22 protein-coding genes are annotated in these 23,132 nt (G+C 68.7%); 9 read left to right on the plus strand and 13 right to left on the minus strand.

Annotated features, from left to right (window positions below; genetic code table 11):
• The first annotated feature begins 1 nt into the window (after position 1).
• The gene (gene pheT, locus R5H32_RS09640; protein WP_318338471.1) at positions 2-2,419 is read left to right on the plus strand and encodes a phenylalanine--tRNA ligase subunit beta; all 2,418 of its coding nucleotides are present in this window, start codon (positions 2-4) and stop codon (positions 2,417-2,419) included.
• Between the two features lie 59 nt (positions 2,420-2,478).
• Entirely contained in the window at positions 2,479-3,189 is a 711-nt protein-coding gene (locus tag R5H32_RS09645; RefSeq protein WP_318338472.1) for an HAD-IA family hydrolase, read from the plus strand.
• Positions 3,190-3,226: 37 nt separating this feature from the next.
• On the opposite strand, the gene R5H32_RS09650 is transcribed toward R5H32_RS09645, so the two are convergent.
• Positions 3,227-4,120, minus strand: a complete 894-nt coding sequence (locus R5H32_RS09650) for a LysR family transcriptional regulator (protein WP_318338473.1) — start codon at positions 4,118-4,120, stop codon at positions 3,227-3,229.
• Positions 4,121-4,206: 86 nt separating this feature from the next.
• On the opposite strand from R5H32_RS09650, the gene R5H32_RS09655 reads away from it, so the two are divergent.
• Together R5H32_RS09655 and R5H32_RS09660 are read left to right on the plus strand one after the other, a co-directional pair.
• Complete coding sequence (locus R5H32_RS09655) at positions 4,207-4,866, plus strand: class I SAM-dependent methyltransferase (RefSeq protein ID WP_318338474.1); 660 nt, start codon at positions 4,207-4,209, stop codon at positions 4,864-4,866.
• A gap of 72 nt (positions 4,867-4,938) precedes the next feature.
• Positions 4,939-5,580: a phosphoribosyltransferase gene (locus tag R5H32_RS09660; RefSeq protein ID WP_318338475.1), complete on the plus strand. Its 642-nt coding sequence runs from the start codon at positions 4,939-4,941 to the stop codon at positions 5,578-5,580.
• 271 nt (positions 5,581-5,851) lie between these two features.
• On the opposite strand, the gene R5H32_RS09665 is transcribed toward R5H32_RS09660, so the two are convergent.
• The 4 genes from R5H32_RS09665 to R5H32_RS09680 all read right to left on the minus strand — a co-directional run bounded on the left by R5H32_RS09665 (position 5,852) and on the right by R5H32_RS09680 (position 8,141).
• Complete coding sequence (locus tag R5H32_RS09665) at positions 5,852-6,718, minus strand: D-amino-acid transaminase (protein WP_318338476.1); 867 nt, start codon at positions 6,716-6,718, stop codon at positions 5,852-5,854.
• Between the two features lie 173 nt (positions 6,719-6,891).
• A complete protein-coding gene (locus tag R5H32_RS09670; RefSeq protein WP_318338477.1) occupies positions 6,892-7,095 on the minus strand; it encodes a DUF378 domain-containing protein in 204 nt (67 codons plus the stop codon).
• Between the two features lie 53 nt (positions 7,096-7,148).
• Positions 7,149-7,646, minus strand: a complete 498-nt coding sequence (locus R5H32_RS09675; protein WP_318338653.1) for a fasciclin domain-containing protein — start codon at positions 7,644-7,646, stop codon at positions 7,149-7,151.
• Positions 7,647-7,703: 57 nt separating this feature from the next.
• Entirely contained in the window at positions 7,704-8,141 is a 438-nt protein-coding gene (locus tag R5H32_RS09680) for a fasciclin domain-containing protein (RefSeq protein ID WP_412099012.1), read from the minus strand.
• A gap of 228 nt (positions 8,142-8,369) precedes the next feature.
• Between R5H32_RS09680 and R5H32_RS09685 the strand changes: the two genes are divergently transcribed.
• Positions 8,370-8,960: an XRE family transcriptional regulator gene (locus R5H32_RS09685; protein WP_318338479.1), complete on the plus strand. Its 591-nt coding sequence runs from the start codon at positions 8,370-8,372 to the stop codon at positions 8,958-8,960.
• A gap of 16 nt (positions 8,961-8,976) precedes the next feature.
• Here R5H32_RS09685 and dgcA read toward each other — a convergent pair whose 3' ends face one another.
• Complete coding sequence (dgcA, locus tag R5H32_RS09690; protein WP_318338480.1) at positions 8,977-9,942, minus strand: N-acetyl-D-Glu racemase DgcA; 966 nt, start codon at positions 9,940-9,942, stop codon at positions 8,977-8,979.
• 257 nt (positions 9,943-10,199) lie between these two features.
• On the opposite strand from dgcA, the gene R5H32_RS09695 reads away from it, so the two are divergent.
• Positions 10,200-11,156, plus strand: coding sequence for an L-malyl-CoA/beta-methylmalyl-CoA lyase (locus R5H32_RS09695; protein ID WP_318338481.1), 957 nt, complete (start codon positions 10,200-10,202; stop codon positions 11,154-11,156).
• 20 nt (positions 11,157-11,176) lie between these two features.
• Here R5H32_RS09695 and R5H32_RS09700 read toward each other — a convergent pair whose 3' ends face one another.
• Positions 11,177-12,553 (minus strand): hypothetical protein, encoded by a 1,377-nt coding sequence (locus R5H32_RS09700; protein WP_318338482.1) that lies wholly within the window; start codon positions 12,551-12,553, stop codon positions 11,177-11,179.
• Between the two features lie 75 nt (positions 12,554-12,628).
• Positions 12,629-13,852, minus strand: coding sequence for an MFS transporter (locus R5H32_RS09705; protein WP_318338483.1), 1,224 nt, complete (start codon positions 13,850-13,852; stop codon positions 12,629-12,631).
• 112 nt (positions 13,853-13,964) lie between these two features.
• Between R5H32_RS09705 and R5H32_RS09710 the strand changes: the two genes are divergently transcribed.
• Together R5H32_RS09710 and R5H32_RS09715 are read left to right on the plus strand one after the other, a co-directional pair.
• Positions 13,965-14,924, plus strand: coding sequence for an acetyl-CoA carboxylase carboxyltransferase subunit alpha (locus tag R5H32_RS09710; RefSeq protein WP_318338484.1), 960 nt, complete (start codon positions 13,965-13,967; stop codon positions 14,922-14,924).
• A 99-nt stretch (positions 14,925-15,023) separates the two neighbouring features.
• A complete protein-coding gene (locus R5H32_RS09715) occupies positions 15,024-15,590 on the plus strand; it encodes a helix-turn-helix transcriptional regulator (protein ID WP_318338485.1) in 567 nt (188 codons plus the stop codon).
• 15 nt (positions 15,591-15,605) lie between these two features.
• Here the strand turns inward: R5H32_RS09715 and R5H32_RS09720 are convergent, their stop codons facing one another.
• The 3 genes from R5H32_RS09720 to R5H32_RS09730 are packed head-to-tail and all read right to left on the minus strand — an operon-like array spanning position 15,606 to position 17,913.
• The gene (locus R5H32_RS09720; protein WP_318338486.1) at positions 15,606-16,343 is read right to left on the minus strand and encodes a lysophospholipid acyltransferase family protein; all 738 of its coding nucleotides are present in this window, start codon (positions 16,341-16,343) and stop codon (positions 15,606-15,608) included.
• Positions 16,340-17,242, minus strand: a complete 903-nt coding sequence (locus tag R5H32_RS09725) for a cell division protein FtsX (protein ID WP_318338487.1) — start codon at positions 17,240-17,242, stop codon at positions 16,340-16,342. Before R5H32_RS09725 ends, R5H32_RS09720 begins: the two co-directional genes overlap by 4 nt.
• Entirely contained in the window at positions 17,242-17,913 is a 672-nt protein-coding gene (locus R5H32_RS09730) for a cell division ATP-binding protein FtsE (RefSeq protein ID WP_318338654.1), read from the minus strand. Before R5H32_RS09730 ends, R5H32_RS09725 begins: the two co-directional genes overlap by 1 nt.
• Before the next feature lie 207 nt (positions 17,914-18,120).
• On the opposite strand from R5H32_RS09730, the gene R5H32_RS09735 reads away from it, so the two are divergent.
• Positions 18,121-19,149 carry a thioredoxin gene (locus R5H32_RS09735; RefSeq protein ID WP_412099007.1) on the plus strand — a complete coding sequence of 343 codons (1,029 nt, stop codon included), beginning with the start codon at positions 18,121-18,123 and terminating at the stop codon, positions 19,147-19,149.
• A gap of 27 nt (positions 19,150-19,176) precedes the next feature.
• Here the strand turns inward: R5H32_RS09735 and R5H32_RS09740 are convergent, their stop codons facing one another.
• Together R5H32_RS09740 and lysA are read right to left on the minus strand one after the other, a co-directional pair.
• Positions 19,177-21,735, minus strand: a complete 2,559-nt coding sequence (locus R5H32_RS09740; RefSeq protein ID WP_412099013.1) for a TIGR02302 family protein — start codon at positions 21,733-21,735, stop codon at positions 19,177-19,179.
• 79 nt (positions 21,736-21,814) lie between these two features.
• The gene (lysA, locus tag R5H32_RS09745; protein WP_318338490.1) at positions 21,815-23,080 is read right to left on the minus strand and encodes a diaminopimelate decarboxylase; all 1,266 of its coding nucleotides are present in this window, start codon (positions 23,078-23,080) and stop codon (positions 21,815-21,817) included.
• Positions 23,081-23,132: the final 52 nt, after the last annotated feature.

A 23,132-nucleotide genomic window follows, 5' to 3' on the forward strand; every position in this document is an offset into this window, starting at 1 on the left:
AATGAAATTCACCCTCTCCTGGCTGAAAAAGCATCTCGACACCGCGGCCTCGCTCTCCGAGATCACCGAGGCGCTCACCGATCTCGGGCTCGAGGTCGAGGAGGTCGTGGACCCGGCCGAACGGCTGGGCGCGTTCCGCATCTGCCGCGTGATCGAGGCGGTGCAGCATCCGAATGCCGACAAGCTGCGGCTCTGCCGCGTCGCCACCTACCCGGACGGCCCCGGCGGCCGGATGGAGGAGGTGCAGGTGGTCTGCGGCGCGCCGAATGCGCGGACTGGGCTTTACGGTGTCTTCGCGCCCGTCGGCACCCATGTGCCGGGCACCGGGGTGGACCTCAAGCCGGGCGTGATCCGGGGCGTCGAGAGTAACGGGATGCTCTGTTCGGAGCGGGAACTGATGCTCTCGGACGACCACGAGGGCATCATCGACCTGCCCGAGGATGCCGAGCTTGGCGCGCGCTACATCGACTGGAAGGGTCTCAACGACCCGATGATCTACATCAAGATCACCCCGAACCGGCCCGATGCCCTGGGCGTGCGCGGGATCGCGCGCGACCTCGCGGCGCGGGGGCTCGGGCGGCTCAAGCCGCAGGTGGTGGAGCCGGTCGCGGGCAGCTTCAAGAGCCCGATCGGCGTGACGATCGACGACGGTCTCAAAGCGAAGGGCTGCCCCCTCTTCGCCGGGCGGGTGATCCGCGGCGTGAAGAACGGGCCGAGCCCGGAATGGCTGCAGCGGCTCCTCTTGGAAACCGGGCACCGGCCGATCTCGGCGCTGGTGGACATCACCAACTACTTCACCTTCGACCAGAACCGGCCGCTGCACGTCTTCGACGCCGACAAGGTGAAGGGGGACTTGCGGATCCATCCCGCGACGGGCGGCGAGGAACTGGAAGCCTTGGACGAGAAGACCTACCGCTTCCAGCCGGGGATGATGGTGATCTCGGACGACGAGGGGCCGGAGAGCATCGCCGGCGTGATGGGCGGGGCGCCGACCGGCGTGACCGAGGAAACCGTCAACGTCTTCCTTGAAAGCGCCTACTGGGACCCGATCACCATCGCGACGACGGGCCGGGCGCTGCGCATCCATTCCGACGCCCGCTACCGGTTCGAGCGCGGCGTGGACCCGGCGTTCACCCTGCCGGGGCTCGAGATGGCGACCCGGATGATCCTGGAGCTTTGCGGCGGCGAGGCCTCGGACGTGGTGATGGACGGCGCGGTGCCGGACACGGCGCGGGCCTACCGCTTCGATCCGAAGCGGGTGGTCAGCCTCGTCGGCATGGACATTCCCGAGGGCGCGCAGCGGGGCACGCTGGAGGCCCTCGGCTTCACGCTGGACGGCGGGATGGCGAGCCCGCCGTCGTGGCGGCCGGACATCCTCGGCGAGGCCGATCTCGTGGAGGAGGTGGCGCGGATCGCGTCGCTGACGAAGCTCGAGGGCAAGCCGATGCGGCGGGCGCGGCCCGGCGTGCCGAAGCCGGTGCTGACACCGATGCAGATGCGCGAGAAGGCGGCGCGGCGGATGCTCGCCGGGCTCGGCTACAACGAATGCGTGACCTATTCCTTCATCGACGCCGAGGCCGCGACCTTGTTCGGCGGCGGCACCGAGGCGACGCGGGTGGAGAACCCGATCTCCTCGGAGATGACGCATATGCGGCCCGATCTTCTGCCGGGGCTGCTGGCGGCGGCGGCGCGCAACCAGGCGCGGGGCTTTGCGGATCTGGCGCTCTTCGAGGTCGGGCCGGCGTTTGCCGGCGGCGAGCCGGGGGAACAGTCGCTTCATGCGACCGGGCTTCTGGTCGGCGCCTCGGCGGCGCGCGATCCCTATGGCTCGCGCCGGGCGGTCGATCTTTACGACGCCAAGGCGGATGCGGAGGCGGTGCTGTCGGTCCTCGGCGCGCCGGCGCGGATGCAGGTCAGCCGCAAGGTGGCGGGCTGGTGGCATCCGGGACGCGCGGGCGTGATGGGGCTTGGCCCGAACGCTTTGTGCGCCTTCGGCGAGGTGCATCCGAAGGTGCTGAAGGCGATGGGCGTGAAGGGCCCGGCGGTCGCCTTCACGGTCTTCGTCGAGAAGGTGCCGTTCCCGAAGGCGAAATCCGCGACGCGGGCGGCGCTGGGGATCTCCGACCTGCAGGCGGTGGAGCGCGACTTCGCCTTCGTCGTCGACAAGGGGGTCGAGGCGCTGACGCTCGTGAACGCCGCGCAGGGCGCCGACAAGGCGCTGATCGAGGCGGTGTCGGTCTTCGACCAGTTCACCGGCGAGAAGGCCGAGGCGCAGATGGGCGCGGGCAAGAAGTCGCTCGCGATTTCGGTGCGCCTGCAGCCACGCGACAGGACCCTCACCGACGAGGAGATCGAGGCGGTTTCCGCGAAGATCGTCGAGAAGGTCGCCAAGGCCACGGGCGGGGTGCTCCGGGGCTGATTCCGGATTGTCCGTCCCGGTCGCCGGTGCGATCCTGCACCAGCGACCGGGAGGGTGGCATGCAGGTCAGGGCGCTTCTCTTCGATATCGGCGGCACGGTGTTCGACTGGCACACGCCGATTGTTACGACCTTGCGGCGGCACAGGGAGTTCGCGGGTCTCGATCATGCGGCATTCGCGCGCGCCTGCCGGGCGGCATTCCTCGACGAAGCGGGGGCCGCGGCCGAGGGCGTCTCCGGCCGGCGCGGCTCTGACGAGATGCTCGCGGGCGTGATGGACACCCTTCTGGCGCGATCCGGCCTGGTGCCGGACGCCACGGTGCGGCGCGATCTCCACCATGCGTGGCGGAGGATGCCGGCCTGGCGCGGCGCCCGAGACGGCCTTCGCGCGCTGCGCCTGACATACCCGGTCCTGCCGCTGACGATCCTCAGCTGGCCGATGGCCGCCGGTTCGTCGCGGGTGAGTGGCCTCGAATGGGACGGGTTTCTCTGCTGCGAGATGATCGGCAGCTACAAGCCCGATCCGAACTGCTACGCCCGTGCGGCGGAGATCGTCGACTGCCGCCCCGAGGAGATCGCCATGGTGGCCGCGCATCCGAGCGATCTGCGCGCGGCGAGGCTGTGCGGATATCGCACCGTCTACGTCTTGCCGCAGATCGAGGATCCGGGCGAGGACTACCACGCGGACGGGCTTGGGGACGAGTTCGATCTGGTCGCCTCGGATTTCGGCGATCTCGCCACCAGGCTGTCGCCGGGCGCTTGGCGCGGCTGATACGCGCTGTTCGTGCGATGCGATGGCGGGCGCGCCTTCAGGTTGCCTGCCCCAGAAAATCCGCGAGAAGGTCGAAGACCAGCCGGATGCGCCGGCTGGTGTGGAGCTCGCGGTGGGTGGCGAGCCAGATCGGGAAGACGATCGGCGGCAGTTCGGGCAGGATCCGCTCCATGCCGGGATCGCGGCGGGCAAGCTCGTCCCACATCGGCGCGATGCCGAAACCCTGGCGCGCGAGTTCCCAGGCGACGATGCCGTTTTCCGAGCCGATGCGGAAATTCGCGGTCGTCAGCGGCATACCGAGTGGCTTGAGGTAGTCGAGCATCCGTTCATTGTCGCCGAAGCCCACGAAATCGTGCCGGGCGAGGTCGGCGAGACTCTGCGGCCTTCCGCGCGCGTCGAGATAGGATCGGGCGGCGTAGAAATGCGCCTCGGCCTCGCGCACGAGGCGGGCGACGAGGTCGGGTTGCTCGGGGCGGACATGGCGGATCGCGATATCGGCCTCGCGCCGCATGAGATCGCGGATGTCGTCGGCGGCGACCACGTCGATCTCGAGCCGCGGCGCGGCCTCCCTGAGGCGCTTCAGCGCGGCCGGGAGGACATAGGCCGACATGCCCTCGCTCGCGGTGATCCGCACCCTGCCCTCGATCGCCTGCGACTGTCCCGCGGCGGCGAGCGCCACGCGGTTCGCGGCCTCGCCCATCGCGCGGACATGGGCCAGAAGCTCACGCCCCGCGCCGGTCAGCTGCAGCGAGCGGCCGATGCGTTCGAAGAGGAGGAGGCCGAGATCGTCCTCGAGTGCCGCCACCTGGCGGCCGAGCGTCGGCTGGGTGAGGCCGAGAACCCGCGCGGCGGCCGAAAGCGAGCCCTCCTCGGCGGTGGCGAGGAAGGCGCGGACATGGTTCCAGTCGAAGCGGTCGGGACGGTCATTCATGCGTATATGTATAAGCGAACTGCGTATTTCGGCAATTCCCCGATGGGAAACGCATGGGTATATCTTTGCGGCAAAGGAGACACGACATGCAGACAGCCGCGAAGTTCTGGGATGGCATCGCCGAGAAATATGCGAAGTCGCCCATCCGGGACATGGAGTCCTACACCTACACGCTGGAGCGGACCCGCTCCTACCTCTCGCCGGACGACCGGGTGCTGGAGCTTGGCTGCGGCACCGGCTCGACCGCGCTTCTTCTGGCGCCGCGCGTCGGCGAGATCACGGCGAGCGACGTCTCGCCGGCGATGATCGCGGTCGGGCGGCGGAAGGCCGCGGCGGAGGGAGTCACGAACATCCGCTTCACCGCCGCCGATGTGCTCGACGAGGCGCCGGGCGAGGGGCTATATGACGCGGTTCTCGCCTTCAACCTCCTGCATCTCCTGCCCGATCCGGAGCGGGCCCTGCGCCGGGTCGCCGCGCGTCTGAAGCCGGGCGGGCTTTTCATCTCGAAGACGATCTGCCTGCCGGAACCGGGCTCGGGCTGGACGCGGGAACGGCTGGTCCTGACGCTGATGCGGGGGGCGCTGCCGGTCATGCAGCTTTTGGGCAAGGCGCCCTTTGTGCGGATCACGCGGATCGCCGAGCTGGAGGCGATGGTGACGGCGGCCGGGTTCAAGATCATCGAGACCGGCAACCATCCCGCCCAGCCGCCGCGCCGCTACATCGTGGCGCGGAAGGTGGCGGGCTGACCGGGGCGCCGCGCTTGGCCGGGGCGGGCGGTTCTGGCAGACTGGGGCGGTTCCGATCGGAAGGAGGGCCGCATGTTCACCGACCGCGTCGAGGCCGGGCGGAAGCTGGCCGACGAGATCGAGGCGCTGGCGCCGGAAAAGCCGGTCGTGCTGGCGCTGCCGAGGGGCGGCGTGCCGGTGGCGGCGGAGATCGCGGCGCGGCTCGGCGCGGCCCTGGGGCTGATCCTCGTGCGCAAGATCGGCGTGCCGGGGCACGAGGAGCTGGCGGCGGGTGCCGTGGCCGAAGGCGGCGCGCCGGTCTTCAACCCCGATGTGCTGGCGTCGATCCGGCGGGGACCGGAGGATTTCACCGATGCCGTCGCGGCCAAGCGGCGCGAGATGGCGGAGCGGCGGCGGATCTATCTTGGCGACCGGCCCGAGCCCGACCTCGCGGGCGCGACGGCGATCGTCGTCGATGACGGCATCGCCACCGGCGCGACGCTTCGGGCCGCGCTCGGGGCGCTGAGGGCGGCGGGGCCGGCGGCGATCGTGCTCGCCGTGCCGGTGGCGCCGGAGGAGGCGCTGGCGGAGTTCGCCAAGCTCGCCGACCGGGTGATCTGCCTTCAGACGCCGCGCCCCTTCATCGCCGTCGGCGCGCATTACCGCGCCTTCCCGCAGGTGGCGGACGCCGAGGTCGTGGCGCTGCTCGATGCCGCCGACCGGGGCGGCGGCTAGCGCGGACGGGCCAAGGTACGGCCCATGTCCCGCACCGGGTCTCCGATCCCGGGGAATCATGCAGCCATACGGCGACCGCGCGTTTCCTCCGCGACATTGAGCCGGGAGCCAAGCTTCAAGCCCGAGACGGCGGCGAGGTGATGCAAGCGTGTGATCGTCGAGGGTCCGCGGACCGGGCCGAAGACGCCATGCTCGCCGCTTCCGAGCCCGGCGGATGGGGCAACCGTGGTCGCCTTCCGGCGGGCCGCCCCGGTCGCCGCGCGCCCCCGGCTCAGATCGCCGCCTTGCGGCTTTCCTCCAGATAGATCTCCCGAAGCCGCCGCGTCACCGGCCCCGGCTCGCCGGACCCGAGCGCCACGCCGTCGATCTCCACGACCGGCATCACGAAGGCCGAGGCCGAGGTCACGAAGGCCTCGTCCGCCGCCTGCGCCTCGGCGACGGTGAAGGCCCGCTCCTCGACCACCATCTGCGCCTCGCGCGCAAACCGCAGGATCGCGGCGCGGGTGATGCCGTGCAGGATGTCCTCGCTCAGCTGCCGGGTGACGATCTTGCCGCCTTTGACGATATAGGCGTTGTTCGAGGTGCCCTCGGTCACCACGCCCTCGTCCTCGACGAACCAGGCATCGTCGCAGCCCGCCTTCTTCGCCATCATCTTGCCGATCGAGGGGTAGAGAAGCTGCACCGTCTTGATGTCGCGCCGGCCCCAGCGGATGTCGGGGATCGAGATCACCTTCATGCCGACCTTCGCCGCCGGGTTGTCCGCAAGGCCGGGCTTCGACTGCGTGAAGAGCACGATCCCCGCCTTCACCTGGTCCGGGTCCGGGAAGGCGAAATCGCGGTCGCCGGGATTGCCGCGCGTGACCTGCAGATAGACGAGCCCGTCCTCGATCCCGTTCCGTGCCACCAGCTCGCGGTGGATCGCCAGCAGCTCCTCGTCCGTCACCGGCTGGCGCATGTCGAGAAGCGCCAGCGACCGGTGCAGCCGCTCGGCATGGCCCGCGAAGTCGATCAGCTTGCCGCCGAGGACGCTCGTCACCTCATAGACCGCGTCGGCCATCAGGAATCCGCGGTCGAAGATCGAGATCTTCGCTTCCTCTTCGGGCAGATACTCCCCGTTCACATAGACGGTACGGCTCATCGCGGCGCTCCTCTCGGCTGTCGCCCCTCTCATCGGGCCTCGGCACCGTTACGTCAAGCGGTTCGCCCCGGGCAGAGGCCGCTTGCGCGCCGAAACCGACTGCCCGCCTCACATGAGTCCGGCGCGGCCCATCACTGGACCGCGCCGGACCGCCTGTCCTGGCGCTGAGAGGATCAGGCGCGCAGGGTCGCCACCATCCACGCTGCACTAGCCTGATACACACCGGACAGGCCTACTAGTAAGTAAACGAGGCGCGACAGCAGGCTGCCGTCCCCCATGATCGCGGCGACTGGATCGAAATTCGCAAGGCCGACAAAGCCCCAGTTCAAGGCACCTATGATGACGAAACCGAGTGTGATGCGGTTGAGAACGGACATGTCGTGTCTTTCATGCTTCCGATGCCCGGCCGCACGGGCCGGGCGCTGTCAGGTCAGTTCGGTGGCAGCAGGACGGAGTCGATGACGTGGACGACGCCGTTGGTCGCCATCACATCCACGCCCGTCACGTTGGCGTCGTTGACGCGAACGCCATCGCGCGCGTCGACCCGCAGCGAACCGCCCTGGACGGTCGCGACGTCGAGGCGCTGGCCCGCGATCTGGCTCGAGGTCACGTTGCCGGGCACGACATGGTAGGTGAGAACCGACACGAGCTTATCCTTGTTCTCCGGCTTCAGCAGGTCATCGACCGTGCCGGCCGGCAGCGCGGCGAAGGCCGCGTTCGTCGGCGCAAAGACCGTGAAGGGTCCGTCGCCCCTCAGCGTCTCTTCCAGCCCCGCCGCCCGGATGGCGGCAACCAGTGTCGAGAAATCCTCGTTGGTAGCCGCGACCGTGACCACGTCCGGCCCGCTGCTCTGCGTCGTCGCGCAGGCGGAAATCATTGCGATTGCCGTCGCCGCAACGAGGGCGCGCAAGGCATTGCGTCTCATCATCATGTCCTCTCCTTCCGTGAGGTAAGGAGGGGGCGCACCGCCCCCTCCGATTGGGGGTCACATCGGCGGCAGGATGACCTTGTCGATGACGTGGATGACCCCGTTCGTGGCTTCGACATCGGCGGCCGTGACGCTCGCGTCGTTCACCTTTACGCCGCCGTCGGTCATGATGGTCACGTCGGCACCATTGACGGTTGCTGCCTGCATGCCGTTCGTCAGGTCGGTCGACATCACCTTGCCCGGCACGACGTGGTAGGTCAGAACGGCGGCCAGCTTGTCCTTGTTCTCGGGCTTGAGGAGGTCTTCGACCGTGCCCTCGGGAAGCGCCGCGAAGGCCTCGTCGGTCGGCGCGAAGACCGTGAACGGCCCCTCGCCCTTGAGGGTGTCGACCAGGTCGGCGGCCGTCAGCGCCGCCGCGAGCGTGCCGAAGTCACCGGCCGCGACCGCCGTATCGACGATATCGACGGTTTCGGATAGCGCCGGCATGGCGGTCATGGTCAAGGCCGCAGCCAGCGAGATCGCGGGCAGAAAAGGCTTACGGAATTTCATGGTTCATCCTTTCGTATCGAGCCGCCTCGGGACTTGATTGGAACGGCGACGGATATTTTAATGACACGACAAAGTTTGTCGCGTCACGCACTTTTGCGTGATATGCACAATTATTTAACTATGCGAAAATACCGGCAGGTGTATTTTCGTGAGACGCAAAGAGGGAGCAGGAAAATGCTGTCCGAAACGCTGAATGACCGGCTGGAAGCCTACCGAATCGGTCAGAAGGTCCGGGGTCTGAGGACGGCGAAGGGGCTGGGGCTGGAGCAGCTCGGCGAACATTCCGGGCTCTCGGCCGGGATGCTCTCGCGCATCGAGCGGGGACAGCTCTTTCCGACGCTGCCGACGCTGATGCGCATCGCATTGGTCTTCGGCGTCGGCCTGGAGCATTTCTTCGCCGAAGGTGAAGTCGTGCCGATCGTCGAGATCGTGCGCCAGAAGGACCGGCTGCGGCTACCCAACACGCCCACGGGCGAGCCGACCTTCCACTTCGAAAGCCTCGACTTCCCCGTCACCGATCGCCGGATGGAGGCCTATCTGGCAGAGTTCCCGCCCGGCGCCCCGGCGTCCGCGCCCCATTCCCATGCCGGCGTCGAGATCGTCTACGTGATGAGCGGCAGCCTCGGCATCGACATCCACGGCTCGGTGCGCCGGCTCGATGCCGGCGATTCGATCTATTTCGAGTCGGAGTTCGAGCACAGCTATCTCTGCCTCGGCGACGCGCCCTGCCGCGCGCTCACCACCGTCACGACGGAGCCGTCCTAGGGGCGCTGACCCCGTCTCAGCCCCAGAGCGCCGCGACCGGCGGCATGAGCACGGAGCCCTCGTAGTCCAGCCCCGGGTCGCGGTCCCGCGCGAGCAGGAGCGGTCCGTCGAGATCGACGAACGCCGCCCCCTCCGCCACCACCGCCGCCGGCGCCATCGCGAGCGATGAGCCGACCATGCAGCCGACCATGATCCCGAATCCCGCCGCCCGCGCCGCCTCCCTCAGCGCCAGCGCCTCGGTCAGCCCGCCGGTCTTGTCGAGCTTGATGTTCACCAGGTCATAGCGGCCCCTGAGCGCGGCGAGCGAGGCACGGTCGTGGCAGCTCTCGTCGGCGCAGACCGGCACCGGCCGGGCGATCTCGGCGAGCATCGCGTCATCGCCGGCGGGCAAGGGCTGCTCGACCAGCACCACCCCGAGCCGGAGGAGATGCGGCGCGAGCTCCGCGTAAAGCTCCGCCGTCCAGCCCTCGTTGGCATCGACGATGATCCGCGCCGCCGGCGCGCCCGTCCGGACCGCTTCGAGCCGCGCCATGTCGCCCTCGCCGCCAAGCTTGATCTTCAGGACCGGCCGCTGCGCGGCCCGCGCCGCCGCCGCCCGCATCCGCTCCGGCGTATCGAGCGAGAGCGTGAAGGCGGTGACCATCGCCCCCGGCGCGGCGCAGCCCGCGATCTCCCAGGCCCGGCGGCCCGCGCGCTTCGCCTCCCAGTCCCAGAGCGCGCAATCGACCGCATTGCGCGCCGCGCCGGGCGGCAGCGCCGCCTGCAACGCCGCCCGGCCGATGCCCTCGGGCAGGCTCGCGATCTGGTCCGCCACGCTCGCGACGCTCTCGCCGTAGCGGGCGTAGGGCACGCATTCGCCGCGGCCGGACACGCCGTCGCGGCTGACGGTCGCGGTCAGCACCCGCGCCTCGGTCTTCGACCCGCGCGAGATGGTGAAGACCTCCGCCAGCGGGAAGGTGTCCTCGGTCAGGCTCAGCGTCATGGGCGGTCTCCGGAACGGCCCCGGACCGGCTCCGGGGCCCTTTGTGTCGCGCCGCCCCGGCCCGCCGTCAAGCCGGTCCGGCGGCGGCGCGCGTCGGTACGGCATCTGTACGCGGGCGGTACGCGGGGCATACGGACATCACACCCGTGGCCCCCCGCGAATTTCTGCACCTGCAAAAGCATGCTTGCGCAGCGCAGCGCAATATTCTATCCGAACACATAGACTTCACGAAACTTCCTTGCCGAAGGATTTTGCCGATGAGCTTCCGCCTCCAGCCCGCCGCCCCTGCCCGCCCGAACCGCTGCCAGCTCTTCGGCCCCGGCTCGCGTCCGGCGATCTTCGAGAAGATGGCGGGCTCGGCGGCTGACGTGATCAACCTCGACCTGGAGGATTCGGTCGCCCCCGACGACAAGCCCGAGGCGCGGAAGAACATCATCCAGGCGATCGGCGACGTGGACTGGGGAAACAAGTATCTCAGCGTCCGGATCAACGGTCTCGACACGCCCTACTGGTACCGCGACGTCGTTGATCTTCTTGAACAATCCGGCGACCGGCTCGACCAGATCATGATCCCCAAGGTGGGCTGCGCCGCCGATGTCTACGCGGTCGACGCGCTGGTGACGGCGATCGAGGCGGCGAAGGGCCGCAGGAAGCGTATCTCGCTGGAAGTCATCATCGAATCGGCCGCCGGCATCGCCCATGTCGAGGCGATCGCGGCCTCCTCGCCGCGGCTTCAGGCGATGAGCCTCGGCGCTGCCGACTTCGCCGCCTCGATGGGGATGCAGACCACCGGGATCGGCGGCACGCAGGAGAACTACTACATGGTCCGCGAGGGCCAGAAGCACTGGTCCGATCCCTGGCACTGGGCCCAGGCGGCCATTGTCGCGGCCTGCCGCACCCACGGCGTTCTGCCGGTCGACGGCCCCTTCGGCGACTTCTCCGACGACGAGGGCTTCCGCGCCCAGGCGCGGCGCTCGGCGACGCTCGGCATGGTCGGGAAATGGGCGATCCACCCCAGGCAGGTGGCTCTCTGCAACGAGGTCTTCACGCCTTCCGAGGCCCAGGTGACCGAGGCGCGCGAGATCCTCGCCGCGATGGAAAAGGCCAAGTCCGAGGGCGCCGGGGCCACCGTCTACAAGGGCCGGCTGGTCGACATCGCCTCGATCAAGCAGGCAGAGGTGATCGTGCGTCAGGCCGAGATGATCGCGGGCTGAGCCAGTGGCGGCGGGCCCGGTCACACCCTGACCTTGACCTTCCCCATCATGTCGCCCGAGCGCGCGATCCGCTCCACGATCTCCACTTCTACCCGGATTTCAGTCACGCCCAGCCGACCGAGCGCAGAGGCCACCGACGACCGGAGCGCATCGGCAAGCCGCACACGGTCCGCAGATCCTCTCGGCACGACACGCACGAGCAGCCAGTCCGGCGCGGCGCTGTACTGATATTCGGTCACGTCGGGGTTCTGGGCGATGGCGATATGGATGACGAGCGGCGGCACGCGGACCGGCTCGCCATCCGCCGCCCGGAAGGCGATGACGTCCTCGGTTCGACCGCCGATCTCGGCCAGCACCGGGAATGGCCGCCCGCAGGGGCAGGAAAGCGGGCTCTGTGTGATCAGGTCCGTCAGCTCGTAGCGGATGATCGGCTGCACGAACTTGTGCAGGTTGGTCAGCAGAACCCGGTGTCCGGGCGCGCCGGGGGGAACCGGATCGTTGTTCTCGTCAACGATCTCGATGATCGACATGTCGGCGAAATGGTGAAGCCCTTCGTGCCGCTCGCAGTCGGCGGCGATGGTGATCTGCTCGGCCGCCCCGTAATGGTTGAAGGGCGTCACCCCCCAGGCCCGCCGCGCGCGGTCGACCCGCTCTTCCCCAAGCATTTCGCTGAAGGTCGCGACCATGTCCGGGGCGATCTTAAGTCGGCCTTCGATCTGCTCGATCGCCAAAAGGCTGATGACGGACGCGTAGCCCATCAGCAGTTCCGGCTGGTAGTCGTTCAGCCCCCTGACGATCTCGTCAAGCGGCGCTGTTGCGTCCAGCAGCAGGAGGTTGCGCAGACCCAGCCGCATGCTCTGCCCCAGCCGCGACGTCGGATGGCTCGGCTTGTCGGCCTTGATGGAGGCCAGCCGCTTATGGCTGAGTTCGAAGGGCGACACGCCGAACATCTCCGCCCAGCGCAAAGCGGCGGCGATCACGACCTGCCATTCGGCCCGGTCATAGACGAAGATCCCCCGCAGCCCGCTCGACCCGCTGGTGGACGCGATGCGGTACTCACCAAGGAAATACTCTTCCCCGGGATCGGTGGCGATCTGACGCTCCAGATCGGCAAGCCTTAGCCGGGGATCGGTGACCCACTGGTCGAAGTTCTCCATCATCTCGCGTTTGCCGGTGATCGGCAGGTCCCGCAGCGAGAATGCGCCGGACAGGTCCAGATGCGAGCACAAATCGCGGTAATAGGGTGAATGCGTGGCGGCATGGCGCACGACCAGCCTGAGTCTATCCTCCTGATATGCCGCCAGATCCGCGGCCGTACCCCTCTCGATCCTCTGGAACAGCCGATGGAGCCTGAAGGCGCCGGCGAGATCCCGGAGTTCCTTGAACGGATGTCGCATGACCCATTTCCCCCCTGCCCGGAATTGCACCTGAGAGCACGCTAACAGACACGGCTTTTACGGGGATGAGCGCGATCAATCGCGAAGTCCCATCGCCGTCAGGCGAGGGCGCGTTCGCATGAGAACGGTAAGAACGATGGCGAGGTTCACGAGGTTCCAGCCGATGCCGTTGACGAAGGCCATCCGGTAGGATCCGGTGAGGTCGTAGATCCAGCCCGACATCCAGCCGCCGAGCGCCATGCCGACGATCGTCGCCATCATCACGAAGCCGACCCGCGCACCGGCTTCCTTCGCAGGGAGGTATTCCCTCACGATGACCGCGTAGGAGGGCACGATGCCGCCCTGCGCGAGTCCGAATACGAGGCTGACGACATAGAGCGGTGTGAGTCCCGCGGAGGGGAGGTAGAGCACGAGCGCGATCGCCTGCAGCGCCGAACCGACAAGAAGCGTGCGCACCCCGCCAAGGACATCAGCCATCAAACCCGAGACGAGTCGCGAGGCGACGCCGCCGAGGAGCATCAGCGACAGCATCTCGGCCCCGATCGCGGCGCCGAAGCCGAGATCGACACAGTAGGCGACGATGTGGACCTGCGGCATCGACATCGCCACGCAGCAGCCGACGCCCGCGATCGCAAGAAGCCATTGCAGCGCCCGGGGCGACAGCCCGGTCGTCGCGGCGCGCTCGGCGGCAATGCGGGTCGTGTGCTCTGCCATGTCTTCCGGCAGGCGGCGACGGAGCAGGAGCGCGAGCGGTATGACCACCGCGAGCGTTAGCACCGCCAGCACGAGATAGACCGCGCGCCAGCCCTGCGTCTCAAGCAGGCCGGAAAGCGCCACCGGCCAGATCGCACCGGAAAGGTAGTTGCTGCTCGCCACGAGCGCGACGGCGATACCGCGGCGCCTGAGGAACCATTGCGAGACATCCGCGATCAGCGGCCCGAAGCTCGCCGCCGAGCCGAAGCCGACGAGGAAATGCACCGCCGAGAGCGCGGCCATCGAGCCGCTCGCCGCCGCCAGCGCGTAGCCCGCCGCGATCAGCAGCGCCGATGCGACCAGCGCGGCGGCCATTCCGAAGCGGTCGACCGCGCGGCCGATCTGGTAGTTCCCAAGCGCGAATCCCACCATCGTCAGCGTGTAGGGCAGCGCGGCGGCTGCCCGGTCGGTGCCGAACTCCGCCTCGACCGCCGGCATGACGAGGATCACCGCCCACATGCCCACGTTGCCCACCACACCCGCCAGCAGCGCGATGGCGAGGCGGGTCCAGGAAGCGCGGCTGTCGAGGGCGATCGGGACGGACATGATGGGCGCGACGCTAAGGCCGCCCCTCGCGCTTGTCCACGCGGGAACGCATGGAGTTGCATAAGCCGGCGCCTGTCGGCATATAGACCGCTGACCCTTGAGAGAGAGCGCCATGAACTACCTCGAATTCGAAAAGCCGCTGGCCGAGATCGAAGGCAAGGCCGAGGAACTTCGGGCGCTCGCCCGCAAGAACGAAGGAATGGACGTCTCCAAGGAGGCCGCCGCGCTCGACAAGAAGTCGGCGGACCTCTTGAAGGATCTCTACAAGAATCTCGATCCCTGGCGGAAATGCCAGGTCGCGCGCCACCCCGACCGGCCGCATTGCAAGGACTACATCGACACGCTCTTCACCGAGTTCACGACGCTCGCCGGCGACCGCAACTTCGCCGATGACCACGCGGTGATGGGCGGCCTCGCACGGTTCGACGACCAGCCGGTGGTGGTGATCGGGCAGGAGAAGGGCTCCGACACCAAGACCCGGATCGAGCGCAATTTCGGCATGGCCCGGCCCGAGGGCTACCGCAAGGCGATCCGCCTGATGGACCTCGCCGACCGCTTCCGGCTGCCGGTGATCACGCTCGTCGACACGCCCGGCGCCTATCCCGGCAAGGGCGCGGAGGAGCGCGGCCAGTCCGAGGCGATCGCTCGTTCGACCCAGAAATGCCTGGAAATCGGCGTGCCGCTGATCTCTGTCGTGATCGGCGAGGGCGGTTCGGGCGGGGCGGTGGCCTTCGCCACGGCGAACCGGGTCGCGATGCTGGAGCATTCCATCTATTCGGTGATCACGCCCGAGGGCTGCGCCTCGATCCTGTGGAAGGACGCCGAGCGGATGCGCGAGGCGGCGAACGCGCTGCGGCTGACGGCACAGGATCTCCTGAAGCTCGGCGTGATCGACCGGATCATTCCCGAGCCGCTCGGCGGCGCCCAGCGCCAGCGCGACGAGGCGATCCGGAGCGTCGGCACCGCGATCGGCGCGATGCTCAAGGAGCTCGGCGACATGAAACCGGCAGAACTCGTGAAGGACCGGCGCGAGAAGTTCCTCAAGATGGGCTCGAAGGGTCTGACGGCCTGAGCCCGGCGACGGACGGACAATCCCGCTCGGCGAGGCCGTGTCACGATATCCGTGAGGCCGGAAACATGGTATCATGCAGATGCCATGAAAGGAGGAACGATGCGACGTCCTCTCCTCTTCGCCTGCCTAGCGGGTGCGCTATACGCAACCCTTTTCACAGTCGAGCATATCCGTGCGCCCGATCCGTTCGATCCGGTGACCCTGGCCGCCGACATCGCCGAACTGCTCTTGCTGATCGGCGCTGTCGCCTTCACAGCGAACATGCTGGTCGAGGCGCGCGACATGCGTCTGGAGCGCGCCGCGCTGATGGAGGGGCTGGTGCGGGCGCGGCGCGACAGCGAGCACTGGCGCAAGACGGTGCGGGCGCATGTCGAAGGGCTGTCGCGGGCCATTGCCACGCAGTTCAGCGCATGGGATCTGACCTCGGCCGAGGTCGACGTCGCGGGGCTCATGCTCAAGGGCTTGTCGCACAAGGAGATCGCGGCGCTTCGCGACAGCACCGTCGCTACCGTCCGCCAGCACGCGGCGAGCGTCTACCGCAAGTCGAACCTCACCAACCGCACCCAGCTCATCGCGTTCTTCCTCGAAGACCTGCTGATGCCCGATACCAGTGCCGACAGCGCCCCACCGAACGTCTCGATTCTGCGGCAGCCGAAGCTCGACTGACCCGCCGGTAGCCGCCTATCGGCGGCCGGATGGAAACCCGGCCTCGGCCATCAGGCGATTCGAGGCGCCTTCGATCTCGGGTTCGATCCGTTCCATGAAGGCCTCGACCGGCAGCCCGGCCGGAATCCGCGGCAGGAACTCGACAACGGCAAGGCCGGGCTTGCGCAGCAGGCCGTGGCGCGGCCAGAAGACGCCGACATTGGTGGCGGCGGGCACGCAATCCTGCCCGAGCTGCGAATAAAGTACGCCGACCCCGACCTTGTATGGCTTGGCCGCGCCGGCCGCGACGCGGGTGCCCTGGGGATAGATGATGATCTGGCCGGGCCAGGCGATGCCCGCCTGCACCGCGGCGACCATCATCTTGATCGCCTTGCCGCGCTTGCCGCGATCGACCGGGATGCAGCCGAGCTTCTTGGCGTACCAGCCGACGATCGGCGCCCAGAGCAGTTCCTTCTTCATGATGAATTTCGGCCGCGGCAGCACCGAGACCATCAGGATGATGTCGAAAAAGCTCTGGTGCTTGGCACCGATCAGCACCTCGTCCGAGGGAACCTCGCCGCGGATTTCCGATTTCAGCCCGACCAGCACGGCGGCCGAGGTGCGGACCCAGCGGCAATAGGAATGGACCGCGTCGAAGACCGCCTCGCGGCGCAGCATCACGAACGGGGTCCAGAAGAGCGCGAAAAGCGCCATCGCGAGGTACATCTGGACGATGAAGATCACCGACAGCAGGTATTGCAGCGCCAGCCTCATTGCACCTCCCGAAGCATCCGGAACGCCGCGGCGCGCGTCGCCCAGAAGGCCACGATAGCCGCCACGGGCGGAATTGCCAGCGGCCAGAGCCACTGGGCACCCGAGAAGCCGAGCCCGGTGAGGAACCCGCCCGCCTCGGATGCCGCGGGCAGGAGCGCCACCGCCGCCATGCCCGGCAGCGTGCCGGCGAGGGCTCCGAAAAAGGCGCGGAGCGTGAACCGGCGCACGAAGGCGCGGCCGATGTAGGCGTCGCGCGCGCCGATCAGCCGCAGCACGCGGATCACCTGCCGGTTCGCGGCGAGCGCGGCCTGCGCGGCGAGCGTAACCATAGCCGCCATCCCGGCGCCGGTCAGGCCGAGCGCTAGAAATCCCAGCGCCCGGATCCACCCCGCCGCCTCCACCAGCGGCTTGCGCCAGCGCATGTGGTCGTCGAGCGTCGCGCCGGGCGCCTCTGCCTTGAGCCGCAGCGACAGCCCCTCGGCGTCGAAACCGCCGGCCGTCTCGGTCACCTCGATGAGCTGCGGGATGGGCAGGCTCTCGACCGGCAGATCGGGGCCGAACCACGGAGCGAGCAGCGCCCGCGTCTCGGCCGGTTCGATGGCGCGGGCGTCCGCGACGCCAGGTGTCGTGGCAAGAATGTCGAGCACCTGACGGGTCTGCGCTTCCATCCGCTCCTGCGGCGCCGTGATCCGCACCGTGGCGCTTTGCGAAAGCGCGCCGGACCAGCGCTCCGCCAGCCGGCCGGTGGCGAGCGTCAGCGCCAGCGCGAAGACCGCGAGCAGCGCCATCGCGGCGGCGGCAAGCACGGTCAGCCAGGCTGCCGAACCCGAGGGGGGAACCACCTGGGCGGAGCGGGAGTCGCCGGTCAGGAGCGCCGCGACGCGGTTGAGACGGACCATCACAGCTCGGCCCCCGCCAGCAGCAATCGCCGGTCCTTGATTCTCAGGACGCGGGCCGAGACCTGCGGCTTCGCGGCACGGATGAGGTTGAGATCATGGGTCGCGACGACGATCGTCTTGCCCATCCGGTTCAGCTCCACCAGAAGCGACAGCAGGCGCAGCGACATCTCCCAGTCGAGATTGCCGGTCGGCTCGTCCGCGAGCAGCACGTCGGGCGACATGATCACCGCGCGGGCCAGCGCCGCGCGCTGGCGCTCGCCGCCGGAAAGCGCGGGCGGCAGGCTCTTGAGCCGCCCTGTCAGCCCGACCCAGGCGATGAGCTCGCGCAGTTCGTTCGGATCGGCCTCGCGGTCCGAGACGGTCAGCGGCAGGGCGACGTTGTCGGCCAGCGGCAGATGGTCGAGAAACTGGCAGTCCTGATGGACGACTCCGATCCGCTGGCGCAGGCGGGCGATATCGTCGCGCGACATCGCGTCGAGCTCCTGGCCGAAGAGCGCGATCCGCCCGGCGACCGGCGCCAGTTCGCCGTAGCACAGCTTTAGGAAGGTGGACTTGCCCGCGCCCGAGGGTCCGGTGAGGAAGTGGAACGACCCCGGCGCGAGGCTCAGCGTGACCTCCGACAGGAGCGGTCCGCCGCCATATCCATGTGCCACGTTCTCGAATTCGATCACCGCCTGCCCCTGTTCGCTCATGGCAGTTGTGCCATGCCCCGCATCTGATTTTACGTTCCGCGCCACTTGTGCTTGGACGATGTGCCGTTGCTTGCTACAACAGGCTCATAACAATGGCCAGAACGGCCTTGCACGGGAAATGCGGCGGGTGAAACGGGTAGGATCGACATGCGGCTGACGTGCCCCAGTTGCGGCGCTCAATACGAAGTGGACGAAAGCGCCATCCCTGAATCGGGACGTGACGTCCAATGCTCGAATTGCGGCCATGCGTGGTTTCAGGTCTCGGCCGAAAGGCTGAAAGCCGAAGCCGAAGGCCAGACCGCCGCTGCCGCGGCGCCGACCGAAAGTGCCGCGGAGCCCGAGACCGATCCGACCACCGTAGCCGAGCCGGTCGCCGAGACCGAAATCGAAGAAAGCCCCGCCCTAGCGGCGCATGACGAGCCCGAAGCCGCCGGGTCTGAAACGGAACCATCGTTTTCCGGGGATCCGCTGGACGACGCTGGACCAGAGACGTCGCCGGCTTCCGAAACCTCCGACCGCGAAACCGAGCTTGTCAGGGCGGCGCTGGCTGGCGCGGCCGATGACGAGGTCCGTCGCGCTCCGCCGGCCGGGGCAGAGGAGCCGACGGCCGAGGAGCCTGAGGATTCGCCCGCGATGCGCATGGCCGCCGACCGGCGGCGCATCCTCGACGACGCGGTCCGCAACGTTCTGCGCGAGGAAGCCGAGCGCGAGGAAATGGCGCGGCAGTCCGAAGGCTCCGCTGTCGAGCCCCATCACGGCCCCGCCACCTCCGCCGCGCCTGCCGAGGCCCACGTCCCGCCGCGAATCGAGCAAACCGCCGAGCGGATGGCGCGGATGCGCGGCGATGACGACGACGCCGATGACGATGCGCTCGTCTCCCGCGCTTCGCGGCGCGAGCTTCTGCCGGATATCGAGGCGATCAACTCGACGCTCCGCGCCACCTCCGAGCGCGGCGACGAACCGGCCTCGATCGACGCGCCCGAAACCCTGCGACGCCGCCGCTCGGGCTTCCGGCTCGGGTTTTCCACGGCGCTCTTCGCGGCACTCCTGCTGATGTTTCTCTACGTCGCCGCGCCGCCCCTTGCACAGAGCGTGCCGTCGCTGGAACCCGCGCTATCGAGCTATGTCGCCGGGGTCGATTCCGCGCGGATCTGGCTCGATACCCAGATCCAGTCGCTGACCGCATCCCTGCAGCGGAACCCCGAGGGCAGCTGACCCCCGGGCGCCCCGGCGCCGGCCGGTTCAGAACCGGTCGAGAAGACGTTTCAGATAGTCGAGTTCGTCGGCCGGGCGGGTCTGATCGCCCGAGCGGCGACGGATCTCGTCGAGAAGGTCGCGCGCGCGGCGGTAGATATCCGTGCCCTGCAGCATGTTCTCGTCGGTGCCAATACGGCCCGACTGCCCGGCCATACGGCCGAGAGGATCGCGCGGCATCTGCTGGTTCGCATCGCCGAACGCCTCGCCCTGATTGCCGGGCTGACCCGGCTGGTTCTGCGCCAGCGCCTCGCCGAGGTTGCGCAACCCCTCGCGCAGGTTCTCGATCGCCTCGGCCTGGCGGTCGATCGCCTCGGGCAGGTCGCCGCGCCGCAGCGCCTCTTCGGCCCCGTCCATCGCGCGCCCGGCCTCGTCAAGGGCGCGCCGCGCCGCCTCGCGCTCATCGGAGGGAGAGCCGGGCAGGTTGCCCTCCTGCTGGCGCAGGGCGTCGCGTAGAGACCGCTGGCGCTCGGCAAGGCTGCGCTCGCCACTCGGGCCCTCGCCGGTCCCGTCGGGCGTCTGGCCGTCCTGACCCTGCTGCGCCTGGCCTTCGCCCGGCTGGCCGTTCTGGCCCTGCTGGCCTTGCTGACCCTGCTGCCCCTGCTGGTCGCCGAACTGCTGCTGCAGGTCCCGGAACGCCTCGTCCGACAGGCCCTGCTGGTCACGAAGCGTCTGGCGCAGGTTCTCCATCGCCTGACCGCCCGGCCCCTGCTGCCCCTCGCCGTTCTGACCCTCGGTGACGCGCAGGTTCTCCATCATCCGGCTGAGCTGGTCGAGCAGCTCCTGCGCCTCGGCCATGCGGCCTTCCTCCATCAGCCGCTGGATCTCGTCCATCATCTGCTGAAGCTGGTCGCCGGTGATCTGCTGGTTGTTCTGGGCCTGCTGGCTCGGCTCGTCCGCGCCCTGCCGCTCCATGTTCTCGGCCAGCTTGCGGATGTAGTCGTTCGTCGCCTGCCGGAGCTCGTCCATCAGGCGCTGGATCTCCTCGGGCGAGGCACCGCGGCGGATCGCCTCCGAGAGCCGTTTCTGGGCCTGGTGCATCCGTTCGAGCGCATCGGCGAGCCCGCCGTCCTCGATCAGCTCGGCGATCTCCCAGAGCGCCTCGGCAAGCTCGTCGCGCATGGCCTCGCTAAGCGGCCCCTGGACAAGCGCCGCATCGAGCCGGCGCATCGCGACACGGATCATCAGGTAGGCGCGTTCGTTGCGCAGCAGGCCCTCGGGGCGGTGGGTCAGCGCATGCAGGATCTGGCTGACGCGGCGGGCGTTGTCGCGGGTCCAGAGCAGGTCGCGGCGCAACTCGATCATCGCGGCGGCGACCGGATCGAAGAACCGCCGCCCCGGCAGCACCAGCGCCTCGGTCTCGCTCGTGCCGGTCTGGTCGCGGCCATCGACGACCTCGAAGGTCATCTTCACCGGCAGGTTGGCCCACGCATGCTTGGAGGCATCCTCGACCAGCGCCTCGGCGAATTCGGCGCGGCTTCCGGTGATCGGCATCGGCAGGTCGTAGATCAGCACCTCGCGCGGTTCGGGATCGGGGCCGAGCCCGTGACGGCGGTCGACAGCGCCGAGATCCAGCTCGATCAGAGCGCGCCCCGCCGTAACGGCGTAATCGTCGCTCGCGGTGAAGGGCTGCGACATCGTGCCGTCGGCCTCGCGCATGACCTTGCCGGTGATCGCCACCGTGGGTGGAGCATCTGGCAGCACCGTCAGCCGCCATTCCCGCCCGCCCGAGCCGGTGATTGCGAGGCGGCCGCTTTGCACCGCCTCGAAGTCGATCGCGCGGACGCTCGCGGTATCGACCGGAGCTTCGCCCGTCTCGGGCGACGGTGCGCGGCCCGAGACGGTTTCCTCGACGCCGAGATCGCTGGCCGCGCCGTATAGGCGCAGCGTGACGCGGCTGCCTTCCGGCAGCTCGATTGTCCCGGCGTCGATGGTGTTGAGATAGAGGCTCGGACGCCCGGTATAGGCGGGCGGCTCGGCCCAGGCTTCCCACGAGGGGCCGCCGGCAGCCATCGCCTCGCCGCCCGGCGCGGCGAGCCCCGGCACCTCGGCGATCCGCCAGAGCGACCCGAAGAGGAGTGCTGCGACGAAGGCGGTAAGCGCGGCGTAACGCAAGGCAAAGGGATCGCGGGCGGCGACGCGCAGGTCCGGCGCGGCGGCGCGGGCGGTTGCGGCGCGGGCGGCCATGCGGGCGATATGGGCGCGCCAGACGGTGCGCGACCCGTCATCCTCTGTGCCGAGCGCCAGGGCATCGCCAAGCGCCGAGATCGGGCGCCCCGGCAGGGTCAGGTCGAGCCGCGCCAGCGCCTCGGCGCGGGTGGGCCAGCGGAACTTCAGGATGCCGCGCAGCAGCGCCCAGCCGAGCCCGCCGAGCGCGATCACGCCGCCGATCCACAGCGCCTCGACCGGCAGCGTCTCGTGCAGGCCGAAGGCCAGCGCGGCGATGAGCGTGAAGAGGATGGTCCAGACCGGCCAGAAGCCGCGGGTGATGCGTTCGGCCACCATTCCGGCCCGCGTCAGGCGCACGGGCCATCTGAGGTGCCTCAGCACCTCGTGCGGAAGGGGCTTGATCCTGGTCACACCGGCCGCCGGTCTCCGTTCCGCCCCGACCGCGCGGACATGCGCGTCAGAGCCACGAAGGGAGAGTATCGCGGTTTATCATCTCGTCATAGGTCGGACGGGCGCGAATTACGGCGAATTGATCCCCGTTCACCAGAACCTCGGGAATGAGCGGGCGCATGTTGTATTCCGAGGCCATCGCGGCACCATAGGCGCCGGCAGACCGGAAAGCGATGAGGTCGCCGGCCTTCAGCGGCGGCAGCTGGCGCTGCTTGGCGAAAGTGTCGCCGGTCTCGCAGACCGGGCCGACGATGTCGTAGGGCTTGGTCTCGGTGCCGGGCGCCGGCTCGATCACCGGGACGATGTCGTGATGCGCGCCGTACATCGAAGGTCGCACGAGATCGTTCATCGCCGCGTCGACGATGAGGAACTCGCGTTCCTCGCCGGACTTCACGTAGATCACCTCGCTGACCAGGAGCCCGGCGTTGCCGGAGATGAGCCGCCCCGGCTCGATCTCGATCTCGCAGCCGAGATCGCCAACGGTGCGCTTGATCACCGCGCCGTAGTCGAGAGGCAACGGCGGCGCCGCGTTCGACCGCTCATAGGGGATTCCGAGCCCGCCGCCGAGGTCGAGCCGGCGGATGTCGTGGCCGTCGGCACGGAGCAGCTTCGTCAGCTCGGCGACCTTGAGATAGGCCTGCTCGAACGGCTCCAGGTCGACAAGTTGGCTGCCGATATGGACGTCGATGCCGACCACCTCGATCCCCGTCAGCGCCGCCGCCTCGGCATAGACCGCGCGGGCGCGGCTGATCGGGATGCCGAACTTGTTTTCCTTCTTGCCGGTGGCGATCTTCTCGTGCGTCTTCGCATCGACATCCGGGTTCACCCGGATCGTGATCGGGGCGCGCAAGCCGAGCGAGGTCGCGACCTCGTTCAGGGCCAGAAGCTCCGGCTCGCTCTCGACGTTGAACTGGCGGATGCCGCCTTCGAGCGCGGTCCGCATGTCGGTCCGGGTCTTGCCGACGCCGGAAAAGACGATGCGTTCGCCCGGCACGCCGGCGGCCTTTGCCTTGAGGTATTCGCCGACCGAGACGACATCCATCCCGGCGCCGAGCCCGGCAAGCGTGCGGATCACCGCAAGGTTGGCATTCGACTTCATCGCGAAGCAGACGAGATGCGGCAGCGGCGACAGCGCCTCCTCGAAGAGCTTGTAGTGCCTTGTCAGCGTCGCGGTCGAATAGACGTAGAACGGCGTGCCGACCGCGGCCGCGATCTCGGCAATCGCCACGTCCTCGGCATGAAGCGCGCCGTCGCGATAGAGGAAATGGTCCATGTCAGAAGCGCCTTACGCTGCGTCCATCCGTTCGCGCCGATGTAGAGCATCG

It is taken from the genome of Defluviimonas sp. D31 (assembly GCF_033436765.1).
Classification (GTDB): Bacteria; Pseudomonadota; Alphaproteobacteria; order Rhodobacterales; family Rhodobacteraceae; genus Albidovulum.